Source organism: Nocardia sp. NPDC057272, assembly GCF_042668615.1.
Classification (GTDB): Bacteria; Actinomycetota; Actinomycetes; order Mycobacteriales; family Mycobacteriaceae; genus Nocardia.
In genome coordinates this window covers 165,688-177,784 of record NZ_JBHUYK010000013.1, presented here as the reverse complement: position 1 = coordinate 177,784, position 12,097 = coordinate 165,688, and the positions used below count along the sequence as shown (strand labels likewise).

The following is a 12,097-nucleotide window of genomic DNA, read 5'->3' as shown; positions in this document are numbered from 1 at the left end:
CTCACCCCGCCAATGCCTTCGGAATGGTTGCGTGTTCGGGCAGGATCACGCCGCAACCGAGAGATGCCGCGAACGCCGCGGACTGGTAGCGGTAGCAGCGCCGGATCTTGAGCCGAGCCTGCGTGGACAGGTCGCGGGTGATGGCCTCGATACGGGGCAGGTCACCGCGCAGCGGTTCGGTGATGGTGACCAGCGCACCGAACCGGGTGACACCGTGTCCGCGGGCCTGCTCCTCGCGCGCCTGCTGGGTGGCGCCGACGCGCAGCGTCGCCGCCGCCGACACCACGCCGCGTTCGCTCTGCTGGGCCACGAGCGCGTTCTTGAAATCGTCGTCGACGATCTCGGCGGCGTCGGCGGCCGAGTGTGGCCGGTAGACGATCGCGATGCGTTTGCGTGGCACTTCGGGATTGGGCGCGAGCAGTCGCTGCAACACCCGCTCGTCCACCGCGCCCTCGGGCGCCGCGTCCATCTCCCAGGTCACCGAGCGGCCACCGTCGTGGATCAGGTGATCCCACTTCTCGTCGTAGGACACCGGACCCGCGTCGTCCCAGCCGAGACCGTGCCCGCCGGGATCGGCCGCGGCCACCTCGAGGTCGGCCTGCGAGGCCGGGTCGTAGCTGCGGCGGATGAAGGAGATGACCTCCTCCGCCGACATCGGCTGCGCCCGCACGCCCGCCTCGGCCAGCGCCGCGCAGATACCGGGCAGCCTGCGCCCGATCTCCACCGCTTCCTCGGCCGGGTTCTTGCGCCGCTCGGCGGTGGTCGCCTTGAACGTGATCGCCACCCGCGGCAGCAGTTGCACACGCTCCTGCGGCAATTCGGTAGCCAGCTCGTACATCACCTGCTGGGCCAGATCGGGGGCTTCGGGGCGAGTGATCGTGGACACCTCGTTGAGCAACCGGTTTCCGGTCTCGGGCACCGTGTCGATCACCGGCACCACCGCGACGATGTCGCTGGTCTGCCCGACCGAGGCGAGGAAAGTGCCCCAGGCCGCGACCCAGCGATCGATCACCGGCTGGTCCACCGCCTCGTGCCCCTGCGGCCAGGCCCGCAACACCACCGTGTACTGCGCGAACGCGGGCAGATGGATCATCCCGAAGTGATACCCACCGGCGTCGATGCCTTCGTAGAGCTTCGACGGCGCGAGCAGCCCCGGCAATTTCGTGACACCGCCGGGGATTCGGGAGAACCGGCCACCGCGGTACACGTGCTCGCCGTTGTTGCGTGAGCGCCTCCAGTTGAACATCATCAGTCCCGTCTCATAGCCCGAGCGGCCCCCCGTCCGCCACACCAGGGGCACCATCACCAGCGCACCGAGCCCGCCGACGATGAAACCCCATTTGAATCCACCGACCATCGCGCAGATCAGTGCCGTGATCACCACGACGAAACCGATCACGGTCTCTTCCCAGCGCAGGCCGAAAAGGCCCGCGCTGCGCGGTTTCTGCCACAGCCCGTACGAGCGGCGCTCGTAGGTGTCGGTCGCCGAGGTCGTCATCGCGGAATCGTGCTCCTGCCGAGGTCGGGTGAACGATTCGCCCAGCGGTCACCGGCGACGTCGCCCATCGATTGGTCCGCGCGTGCGGTGGTGTTGGCCGCGGTCCGTGCGGCGGCCACATTGCGGGCCGCCCCCGCGGGCACCGAGCCCGAACTCGTCGTCGCGGGCGCGGGCGCACCCCCACGTGGTGGCGGCATCGGTCGTGGCGCCGCACCACCGCCGCCACTTCCCCCGCCGCCGGGCCCACCGGGCCGCGGACCCGCACCGCCACTACCGAAGTAGCCCGCGGAACCGGGCGCCGCCACCGGCCGGGAGGCGACAGCCTTGGTGCCGATCGCGCCGAGCCCCATGGCGGCTACCGCCGCACCACCGGCCACCATCAGACCCGAACCGCCGGTGCCGACCGTGGCCACCGCGGGCGCGACCAGGCGCATCAGCGCGGGCAGCACGAACGCCACGCTGCACAGCAGCACCAGCGCGACCAGCATCCGCTGCGCGTCCTCGCCGCTGGGCAAGCCACCGGACTCCGTGGTCTCGTCGACGTGGCCCGCGGTGGTGAACGCGATCATGTACACGATCGCGGCCACCGGTTTGAACAGCATGAACGCGATGATCCAGCCGACCAGTTTCTGATACGACTGCTTACCGGTGCCGGTCGCCGAGGCGGCGGCGGCCAGCGGCAGCACGCCCGCGGCGACCACCAGCAGGCCCTGCCGAACTATGGCGAGCACGATCTGGGCGAGCGCGCCGAGCAGTCCGACGATGGCGATGATCAGCACCAGACCCGGCGAAAAGGCCTGCAATTTGCTGGTTTTCACCATCAGCTCGGCCATGTTCTTGGCGTTGCCGCCGGTGGCGTCGTCGATGATCCACTCGGAGAACTTGTCCGAGGCTCGCGTACCCGCGACGATCACCGCACCCAGCATCCACGAACTGAACACCACCCTGGCGAACAGCCGGAACGATTCGGCGGCCTCGCTCACGGCCGCCCCGCGTCTGGCCTCGGCCAATCGGCCGCCGGTGATGATCACCGAGGCGATCAACAGCAATATCTGGATCTGATAGGTGTAGTCGTTGATCTTGGTGAACAGTGCCCCCGAGTCGCTCACCGCCTCGTTGGGCACCTTCATCCAGAAGGTCAACGCCAGGATCAGCGCCTCGCCGAGGCCCTTCATCAGCGAGTCGACCACCTTGCCGAAGGTGGAATCCCACGCCTTGTCCTTGACCGCGGTGGCCGCGTCGCCGGGGTGGGAGGCGGCATTGCCCGCCTTGCACACCGCCGAGGCCGCGTCGCCGAGCGAGACTCCGGGGATCGCGACGCTGTCGAGGGTGTCGTGCAGTTCGTTGCACGCCTCGTCGAAGCCGTAGGTCTGGCCGTAGGCCACCGTCGGCGTCGCGATCATCACGGTGAAGATCACCGCGAAAATGGTGACGATCCGCCTCAGCATAGTTGGCACCCCTCGATGGTCCGCGCGGAATCGATCCGGGCTGTGCTGTACCTCGATCACCATGTCGTCCACCCCGCCAGCGATTCCACGTACTCGGTCTGGGTATTTGCTGTCGTCGACGGTTTGAGCCGCCAGTCACCGGCGTCCCACACCACGATCATCCGCATGGCGGCATACAACTGCTTGCCATCGATCACCGGACCGCGTGAGGCCAGCCGCACGATCGCCAGATCCTCGGCGAAATCGTCGATCTTGAACGCGTCGGAGGCCACGAAATACCGGGTCACCTTCTCCGGCTGCTGTTTGGGCAGCCGCTCGCCCGACAGCGCGGAGTCGTAAGCGGCCAGCTGCGCTGTGCTGACCCGCAATTGGGTCACATACAGGTCGCGGTCGGCCGGGCGGGCGTTGAGCCGGTAGGTGATCTGCGCGGCGGCCAGCGCGGCGCCCTGCGGTGTCCGCGCGTAGCCGACGGCGAGGCCGTCTTCGATTCGCGACGGCCCGTCGGAAGTGGAGAACGGCACCGACGCGCCGTAGACACGCTGCCAGCCGTGCGGTTTCGTGGTGCCCTCCGGCGCGCCGGTCAGCCAATCCGGGTCCGCGGCGGTACGTTGCGTACCCGGTTGCTGGGCCAGGGGCTGACCCGCCGGGTTGTTCGGGATGTCCACCCGCCTGCCGAGCAGATCGACCTCGGGTTCGGCGAATCCTGTTCCGCCCGCGGCCTGGGCGGGCGGCGGCGCGTTGTCCACCTCGCTACCGCCGTCGCGAGTGAAGTACACGACGGCGCCGACGACCATGATCAGGGCGAGCAGGGCACCGGAGGCGATCATGCCGAAGGACGCGCGGTCGCGCGTGCCCGGCTCCTTCTCGCTCACTGCGGTGCCTCCAATGTCACAATGTCCTGCGGTAATTCATCGATCGGGTCGACCGGCCGGTCGGTGGAACGGGGATCGGGTAACTGCAGTCGCCAGTCTCCGCCGTACCAGCTCACCGTGGTGTGGTTCACCGCCCGTGAGCGGTCGGAGTATTCGGTATAGACGTCGACAGTCGTTCGCTCGTCACGATATTCGGTAATTTTGTAACCCAACAATTTCGGCGCGTACTCCGCCGTGGCGGGTCCGGTGATCGACAGCTGTACTCGGTTGATCGCCCACTCGTCCCGCGCGGGCCCCGGGACGAGTTCGGTGTTCACCACCTGGGCCCACTGACTGTCCGGCGCCACCGACAACCGGATGGTGTGGGTCAGTGCCGCCAGCCCGGCCCCGCGCGGGGAATGCTCGAACCCCGTCGCGGTGCCCTGCCCCACTGTTTTCGGGCCCTGATCGGTGTGCGGCAGGGAGATGCCCTGGTAGTCCTGCCAGCCCACCCCGGTCGGCGCGGCTGTCAGGTCGGGGCCGGTATCGCCACCGCCACCACAGCCGACGGCCGCGGCGAGCAATGCGATACCGACCGCAACCGGTCGTGTCACTGTGGAATTCATGCCGGCAGGAAGGCCAGCGCGATCGCCGACGCGGTGCTGGCCACCGAGGCACCGATCAGGCTCATCAGGACGCCGTGTGAGGCGTCGTTGACCGCCAGGTCGCTGCGGAACGCGATCCACAATCGACCCGCCGACAGGATCATCCAGGCCAGGCACGACAGCAGGACGAACCAGAGCAGCCAGTTGAGCAACTGCATCATCGGCGCCAACACGTCGGCCGGGATCTGCTTGTAGGCGAGCACGGTGATCACTAACCGATGACCGCACTCATGATCGTGCCGGCGCTGGTCGCCACGACGCCACCGATCATGGCGCCCGCCACCATCTTCGGCGATTCGAGACCACCACCGGTCCAGCGCTCCCACGCGAACTTGCCGCCCGCGTAGGTGATGCCGCAGATGCCCGACAGCAGCACGAACCAGGTGAGGTAACGCACCAGCTGCAGGATCTTCTCCGAGCCGGGAGGAGCCTCCGGGGTCGGGTTACCGACCTGGGCCAGCACGGTGCCGTACGTGTCCTGCACGGCGAGGAGGAGCATGCTCATCGGGTGCCTTTCTCCCACAGTAAAGGTGTTGTGCCACAAACACTTCGACGACGACACACGTTTGTACACCACCGACCGGCGAACCGCCCGGCGTTCATGATCGACCCTCGCCCGACGGGGGCGGGCCGAGACTGGTGCGGATCGCGGCGACCACATCGGTACCGAGGTCACCGATTTCGACCGGCACGTCGTCGAGCGGGTCGGGGCGGCGTTTCTTGACCGCCACCTCGTCGCCCGGCGACCACACCGGAAGCACATCGGACTCCACCAGAGTCCATTCCTCGAACCACGGCACCTGCCAGACGTGCCCGGCCAGCGAGCCGACCACCTCCCGGTAGCGCCGGATCTCCGGCGCCATCCGGCCGGGGCGCGCGGCGACGGTGATCAGGCCGAGAACCAGTGCCGGTCCGGCCAGCCCGGCGTGGTGCTGGCGCAGCAGATCGTGCGCGCGGGTGAGTCCGGAGATGGTTTCCCTGGCGACCAGCACGACATAGGGGGATTCACGGTCGAACACCCCGGGCCAGCGCCCGCGCGCGTCGGCCGCGGGGGCCAGCACGTGCGACAGCGTGGTCGCGCCCGCGCCACCGTGCACGCCGAGCAACCACACCAGCGGCGCCCGGCCGACCCCCGGCACCGGGCGCTCCCAGATCTTGGCGCGCAGCGATTCTGGCGGCGCGACTACACCGGCGGGGGCGTCCGGTTCACGACGACGACGAAGATTCATGGCTGCCGTCATGATGCCACCCCCGCGAGCAAGCTCGCATACGCCGAACGCGTCGCCTCGGCCAGCTCGGCGTGGCGGACGAGTTCCCCGCGCGCGAGATGCGGATCGTAGGGAATCTCGACGACCTCGCGCACCCACCCCGACAGGTGTTCGCGCAAATGCTCCGCTACGCGCGAGTCGTCGTGCGAATACTGATGCGAGACAACGATAGTAGTGTCGGCGACCACACCGGCGCCGTCGTCGCCGTAGTGGTCGTCGAGCCATTCCAGGGTCACGCGCAGCCGGTTGGCGGCGTCGACGCGGGCCGGGATGGCCAATACCAGTGCGATATCGGCGTCGTCGAGCAGGGGCCGCAGTTGCCGTCCGGCAATCGGGTTGCCGCCGTCATAGACCGCGGTGTACCCACCGGTGTCCAGCGCCCGCGCGACAGTGAGAAATGTCGCGCGACGGCGCAGCGGGGTCGCGTCCCGCCAGAGCAGTCCGAACCCGGAGGTGGAGCGGGACAGGCAGTCTTCCAGGGGTGCCGGTTCGTCGTCGCCCCGGCCGTACACCCAGGACTGCAGGTTCACCGGGTGCAGGTGCTTGTCGGCCCCGCGCAGCGCGATGTCGCTGCCCGCCGCGGTCGCGTCGACCGCCACTGTCGTCGCACCCGCGGTGACGAGCTCCGCGGCCAGTCCGAGCGCGGTCGTCGTGGTGCCCGCGCCGCCGCAGCCGCCGACCACCAGGATCGGCCTCCGGGTGCCGTCGCGGCGCTCACCGTTGCGACGCCGCAACCGCACCACCGGAGCCGGATCACGCGCCAGGTCATCGGACGGGTCCCCCTCGGGGGCCTCGTCGAGCCATCGGCTCCAATCGTCTGTCATCGCCTCTCCTTACCCTGCCGCGATGCCCGTGATGAGCGTGCGATCGCCGACCAGCGCTGTCCGCACCGATTGCTTGGTGTAGGTGGCCGGTGCACCCGCGGGCCGGAACTCGGTGACCTCCACCGTGAACCGGTCGGCCGCGACGGTGGTGATCCGCACGCAGTGGGTGGTCCCCACCGGGATGGTGTCGATACCGCGCTGGATCACGGCGGCCGGCGAGACATCGGCGTCGGGGGTGACCACCGCTCTGGCCTGCTCCCCCGATCGGGTCACGTAGTAGGCGTACTGGAAGGCGAGAACGGCGTCGGGGCCCGAGTCGGTGCCGCCCGCTTCGGCGCTGCGCAGCACGATCTCGGTGCGTTCGGTCGGGCACGATCCCGCGGTGTCGGCGGTCAGGTTGCCCGCGGTGAAGTGCAGGGGCGGGGCGGTGTCGCGGGCGGTGTTGCTGTCGCCGCGCCCGAACAGCAGGAAGAACACCCCGGTCGCGGCGAGCACGAGGACGAGGACCGAGACCGCGAGAACCACCCACGTGCGCTGACGTTTCCGGCTCGCGCGCAAGGCGCCGGAGGGCTCGAGCACCCGGGCGTTGTCGTATTCGTCGGCGGCGGCCTCCGGCCAGGGGAACTGGACGAGTTCGGCGTCGTAGTCGTCGTCGGGGCCGGGTGCCGGTTCGGCGACCCAGTCCGACCAGCCGCCGGTGAAGTCGCTCCGGCGCCCGGCGAGTTGCGCGGGAGGCGGTGGAGCGGGCTCGGGCGCATGCTCTGGTTCGGCCTGGTACGGCCGCTTGTCGTTCTCGGGCGCGGCCCAGCTCGCGGATTCGGTTGTCGCGTCATGGAACTCGGTGGCCCGGCTGAACGGGTCGCCGACTTTCGGCTCGGACTCGACGTTCCCACCGTGCGGGTCGCCGGCAACTTTCGCCTGATGGCCGGCCTCCCGGCTGGGCGAGCCGCCGGTGGCGGTCGGCTGAAAGTCGAGGGCGAGGCTGAACGGTTCCGACTGCCGCTCCCCTGCCGTGGCGTGATCCGGCGCCGGCTCGGCGATCGGGGCGGCGTCGGGATTCGTCGAATATCGGTCGATGCTGTCGTCGTCGCCCGCCACCGGTTCGGTGGTGTCCGGGCGCACGGGGGCGCCGGTCTCGGTCTCGGGCTCCAGCGCCGAGTACCAGCGCGACAATTCGTTGTACGACTTCAACATTCCCCCCTTTCCACGGCGCCGGGCACAGTTCGCATCGAAGACCTCTCGGTGATCAGTTCACAGAGAACGGACGGGTGGTGGGTGCGGTGGTTACGGGTGTCGCGGCAGGCGGAGTCGTCGCGCCGCCGGATGAGGCGCCATCGGCTCCTGTCCCGAACGGAAATTGTCCCCCACCGGAGGGTTTGGTTGTCGTAGACGCGCCGGTCGGGCTCTGGAATATTCCCATACCACGCGAGTCGGACCCGCCGACCGGTACCGCTCCCTTCCCGGAAACGCCTGCCGCGTCGTGGGCGAGCGCGGCGAACCACCGGCCGACGTACTCCGTCGGGGTGGCGCCGTTCGCGCCGACGCCCATGCGCGAGTAGGCGTCATGGCGTTGCAGCGTGTCCCAGTAGCGCACCCAGGTGGTGACGTCGAGGAGTTCGGCGTTGTCGGTCACATTCTGCTGGACCGCGGTGAACGCCTCGTTGACCAGCCGGATCCCGGTGGTCGGCGGCACCAGTTGCGGGACCGCGCCTGCCAGTTTCGTCCCGAGCAGCGTGAGTCCGGCCAGCGGATTCGACAATGTGGCCGTGGCCAATTCGCTGATACTCGCCGGGCTGATCACCGACTTCACCACGGTGGCGACGGCATTGAGGCCGATCATGCCGACCTTCAGCAGCGCCTGATACGCGGCGTTCATGTCGAGCTTGCTGTTCGGGTCCGAGGCATCGGACACTCGCTGTGAGATCGACTTCTTCGGCGAGATCGACACGTCGGCCAGGGTGGCGCCGGAGATGTCCTCCTCGACCACCGCGGTGGCCGTTTTGATGGAGGTGAACGCCAGCGCCTGCGCGATCGAGGTCAACGAGCCGATCGGATCGCCGCCGGAGAGTTTCGACTGGCTCATGAGGTTGGTGACGGCACGCACGATCGGCGCGCCCTGCGGTGCGTCACACGCGAGATCGCCTGTGGCACAAAAGCTTGCGACACGACCGGTGAGTTTACCGAAGTCATCGGTCTGCTCGCTCTGCGGGGCGAGCCCACCACCGGAGGCGACCCCTTGACGCACGGCACCGATGTTCGCTACCGCGTCGCCGGAGGTTCCCGGCGCCGCCAGCGGTGCGGTCCGGTCGGGCGCGCCGGGAAACAGTGGCGCGTTCTCCGCACGGGTCGGGTCGGCGAACAACGCGACCGCGGCGACCTTGTCCGCGGACAGTGCTCCGGTGCCCGCTCCGACCTCCTGGGCGAACAGCGAGGCGACGTGGGCGCCTTGGGAGTAGCCGACGACCGCGAACCGGGTGTCCGGGCAGCGCTGCGCCACCTGGGTCGCCATCGCGCGAAGTCGTTCCAGGCCCCCGGCCACCGATTCGGTGTACGGCACCGCGCCGCCCTGGACCGCACCGCCGAAACCGGCCTCATAGGGCACGTACGCACGATCGACGAGTCCCGGGTCGGACGCACCGGCCAGCATCGGACGGAATACCGTCGACAGCATCCCGGTGTCGGTGCTGGGCGCCGCGTCGGGCGAGGACTCGCCCGTGCCCTGAATTCCCAAGGCATACAGTGCCGGACACGCGGCGATGGATACGTGTGTAGACGGCGTGGTGGGTGTACCGTCTTCCGCGCCGGCCACCCCCGCCGTAACCGACAGCGAAGCGACGGTGAACGCGATCAGCGTCCCCGTGAGTCGTGTCGTGCACCGAGCCATATCGATCCGCATCACAGTCCGTTTCGGCTGACCAGTGGAGCGTTGAAACGCACTAAACCGTAACAGATTCCGGGTAACCCAACCGCTGCCCTAATCGGCCCTTTCGCTGCCCCCGGCAAACCCGATGCGACCAGCAACCTTTCGGCGATCACCTGGGCAGACAGCGGCCCGGGCGCCCTCGTGAGGAGAGTGCCCGGGCCGTAGTCGGGTCAGGCGGCGGAGGTCACCCGGTACACGTCGTAGACACCTTCGACGTTGCGCACCACATTGAGCAGGTGACCGAGGTGCTTGGGGTCGCCCATCTCGAAGGTGAACTTGCTGATCGCGACGCGGTCGCCATGGGTGGCCACCGAAGCGGACAGGATGTTGACCTTCTCGTCGGCCAGCACCTTGGTCACATCCGAGAGCAATCGGGTGCGGTCGAGCGCCTCGATCTGGATCGCGACCAGGAACACCGACGAGGGTGAGGGCGCCCATTCGACCTCGATGATCCGCTCCGACTGTTCCTGGAGGGAATCGGCGTTGGTGCAGTCGGTGCGGTGCACGCTCACCGCGCCACCACGGGTCACGAAGCCCATGATCTCGTCGCCCGGCACCGGCGTGCAGCACTTGGCCAGCTTCGCGACCGTTCCCGGCGCACCGGGAATGAGCACGCCCGCGTCACCGGTGACACGCTGACGGGCCGGCGTGGTCGACGGTGTCGACCGCTCGGCCAGCTCGTTCTCGACATCGCCGATGCCGCCGAGCTGGGCCATGAGCCGCTGCACCACGTGATGCGCCGACACCTGGTGCTCGCCGACCGCGGTGTAGAGGGTGGAGATGTCGCTGTAGTGCAGCTCGTGCGCGACCGCGGTCATCGCCTCGACACTCATCAACCGCTGCAGCGGCAGCCCGACACGGCGGACCTCCTTGGAGATCTGCTCCTTGCCGCTCTCGAGCGCTTCCTCGCGCCGTTCCTTGGCAAACCATTGGCGAATCTTGGCTTTCGCACGTGGGGAGACCACGAACTTCTGCCAGTCGCGACTGGGTCCCGCGTTCTGCGCCTTGGAGGTGAACACCTCCACGACTTCGCCGTTCTCCAGTTGCCGTTCCAGCGCCACCAGGCGGCCGTTCACCCGAGCGCCGATGCACTTGTGCCCGACCTCGGTGTGCACGGCGTAGGCGAAGTCGACCGGAGTGGACTTCTGCGGCAGCGTGATCACATCGCCCTTGGGCGTGAACACGAAGATCTCCGGCGACTTCAGGTCGAAGCGCAGCGATTCGAGGAACTCCGCGGGATCGGCGGCCTCCCGCTGCCAGTCGAGCAGCTGACGCATCCACGCCATGTCGTCGACTTCGGCGGCGTCACCGGAGTGCTTGCCCTTGGTCTCCTTGTACCGCCAGTGCGCGGCGATGCCGAACTCGGCGGTCCGGTGCATGTCCTGGGTGCGAATCTGCACCTCGAGCGGCTTGCCGTCGGGGCCGACGACCGTGGTGTGCAGCGATTGGTAGACCCCGTAGCGCGGCTGCGCGATGTAGTCCTTGAACCGGCCCGCCATGGGCTGCCACAGCGAGTGCACGACACCGACGGCGGCGTAGCAGTCGCGGACCTCCTCGCACAGGATCCGCATGCCGACCAGGTCATGGATGTCGTCGAAGTCTTTGCCCTTGACGATCATCTTCTGATAGATCGACCAGTAGTGCTTGGGCCTGCCTTCGACGATCGCGTTGATCCGCGACGCGGCCAGGGTGTTGGTGATCTCCGCGCGGACCTTCGCCAGATAGGTGTCGCGCGAGGGCGCGCGATCGGCGACCAGGCGCACGATCTCGTCGTATTTCTTGGGGTGCAGGATCGCGAAGGCGAGGTCCTCCAGCTCCCATTTGACCGTGGCCATCCCGAGGCGGTGCGCCAGCGGCGCGATCACCTCGAGGGTTTCCTTGGCCTTCTTGGCCTGCTTCTCCGGCGGCAGGAAACGCATGGTGCGCATGTTGTGCAACCGGTCGGCGACCTTGATCACCAGCACACGCGGGTCGCGGGCCATGGCGATGATCATCTTGCGGATGGTCTCGGCCTCGGCCGCCGCGCCCAGGTTCACCTTGTCGAGCTTGGTGACGCCGTCGACGAGGTGGGCGACTTCCTGCCCGAACTCTTCCTTGAGCTGTTCGAGGGAGTAGCCGGTGTCCTCGACGGTGTCGTGCAGCAGGGCCGCGACCAGGGTGGTCGTGTCCATGCCGAGCTCGGCCAGGATGTTGGCGACAGCGAGCGGGTGCGTGATGTAGGGGTCGCCGGACTTGCGGAACTGCTTGGCGTGGCGTTCGTCGGCGACGTCGAAGGCGCGCTGGAGCAGGCCGAGATTGGCCTTCGGGTACAGCTCGCGGTGGACGGTGGCCAAGGGTTCGAGCACCGGCTTGACCGCCGCGATCCCCCGTTGACCGGTCATCCGCCGAGCCAGCCGCGCACGAACCCGCCGAGACGCCGAACTGGGCACCGAGGCTGTCGGGGACTGCTTGGCGGTTTCGGGGGTCTTCGCCGGTGCACCCTGGCTCGGCGTGGCGCCGGTGGATTCCTGCCCAACCTTCGCCTCGCCCAGTTGTCGAGTCATGCCACCACCTCTCACGCTGCATTCGGACCGTGTCGGCCGAGTGCTGCAACCGCCCAGGTCCTCACTTTAGTCCTCGT

The 12,097-nt window shown here is 68.4% G+C and carries 11 protein-coding genes; all 11 read right to left on the bottom strand.

What is annotated here, in order from left to right:
- Position 1: 1 nt before the first annotated feature.
- The 11 genes from ACFULV_RS19555 to ACFULV_RS19505 all read right to left on the bottom strand — a co-directional run bounded on the left by ACFULV_RS19555 (position 2) and on the right by ACFULV_RS19505 (position 12,020).
- Positions 2 to 1,498 (bottom strand): SCO6880 family protein, encoded by a 1,497-nt coding sequence (locus tag ACFULV_RS19555; RefSeq protein ID WP_266290614.1) that lies wholly within the window; start codon positions 1,496 to 1,498, stop codon positions 2 to 4.
- Positions 1,495 to 2,946, bottom strand: coding sequence for a hypothetical protein (locus ACFULV_RS19550; protein ID WP_378626939.1), 1,452 nt, complete (start codon positions 2,944 to 2,946; stop codon positions 1,495 to 1,497). Before ACFULV_RS19550 ends, ACFULV_RS19555 begins: the two co-directional genes overlap by 4 nt.
- Before the next feature lie 56 nt (positions 2,947 to 3,002).
- Positions 3,003 to 3,818 (bottom strand): hypothetical protein, encoded by an 816-nt coding sequence (locus ACFULV_RS19545; protein ID WP_378626938.1) that lies wholly within the window; start codon positions 3,816 to 3,818, stop codon positions 3,003 to 3,005.
- A complete protein-coding gene (locus tag ACFULV_RS19540) occupies positions 3,815 to 4,411 on the bottom strand; it encodes a hypothetical protein (RefSeq protein ID WP_378658520.1) in 597 nt (198 codons plus the stop codon). Before ACFULV_RS19540 ends, ACFULV_RS19545 begins: the two co-directional genes overlap by 4 nt.
- 8 nt (positions 4,412 to 4,419) lie before the next feature.
- On the bottom strand, positions 4,420 to 4,674 hold the full coding sequence (locus ACFULV_RS19535; protein ID WP_056810720.1) for a hypothetical protein: 255 nt from the start codon (positions 4,672 to 4,674) through the stop codon (positions 4,420 to 4,422).
- Positions 4,674 to 4,967: a hypothetical protein gene (locus ACFULV_RS19530; protein WP_056815437.1), complete on the bottom strand. Its 294-nt coding sequence runs from the start codon at positions 4,965 to 4,967 to the stop codon at positions 4,674 to 4,676. Before ACFULV_RS19530 ends, ACFULV_RS19535 begins: the two co-directional genes overlap by 1 nt.
- A 94-nt stretch (positions 4,968 to 5,061) precedes the next feature.
- Positions 5,062 to 5,703, bottom strand: a complete 642-nt coding sequence (locus ACFULV_RS19525) for a hypothetical protein (protein WP_378658517.1) — start codon at positions 5,701 to 5,703, stop codon at positions 5,062 to 5,064.
- A complete protein-coding gene (locus ACFULV_RS19520; RefSeq protein WP_378658514.1) occupies positions 5,700 to 6,554 on the bottom strand; it encodes a MinD/ParA family protein in 855 nt (284 codons plus the stop codon). The genes ACFULV_RS19525 and ACFULV_RS19520 overlap by 4 nt, the downstream gene beginning before the upstream one ends.
- A gap of 9 nt (positions 6,555 to 6,563) precedes the next feature.
- Positions 6,564 to 7,745, bottom strand: a complete 1,182-nt coding sequence (locus ACFULV_RS19515; protein ID WP_378658512.1) for a hypothetical protein — start codon at positions 7,743 to 7,745, stop codon at positions 6,564 to 6,566.
- A gap of 55 nt (positions 7,746 to 7,800) precedes the next feature.
- Positions 7,801 to 9,438, bottom strand: coding sequence for a cutinase family protein (locus ACFULV_RS19510; protein ID WP_378658509.1), 1,638 nt, complete (start codon positions 9,436 to 9,438; stop codon positions 7,801 to 7,803).
- Between the two features lie 209 nt (positions 9,439 to 9,647).
- Positions 9,648 to 12,020 carry a bifunctional (p)ppGpp synthetase/guanosine-3',5'-bis(diphosphate) 3'-pyrophosphohydrolase gene (locus tag ACFULV_RS19505; protein ID WP_101467044.1) on the bottom strand — a complete coding sequence of 791 codons (2,373 nt, stop codon included), beginning with the start codon at positions 12,018 to 12,020 and terminating at the stop codon, positions 9,648 to 9,650.
- Positions 12,021 to 12,097: the final 77 nt, after the last annotated feature.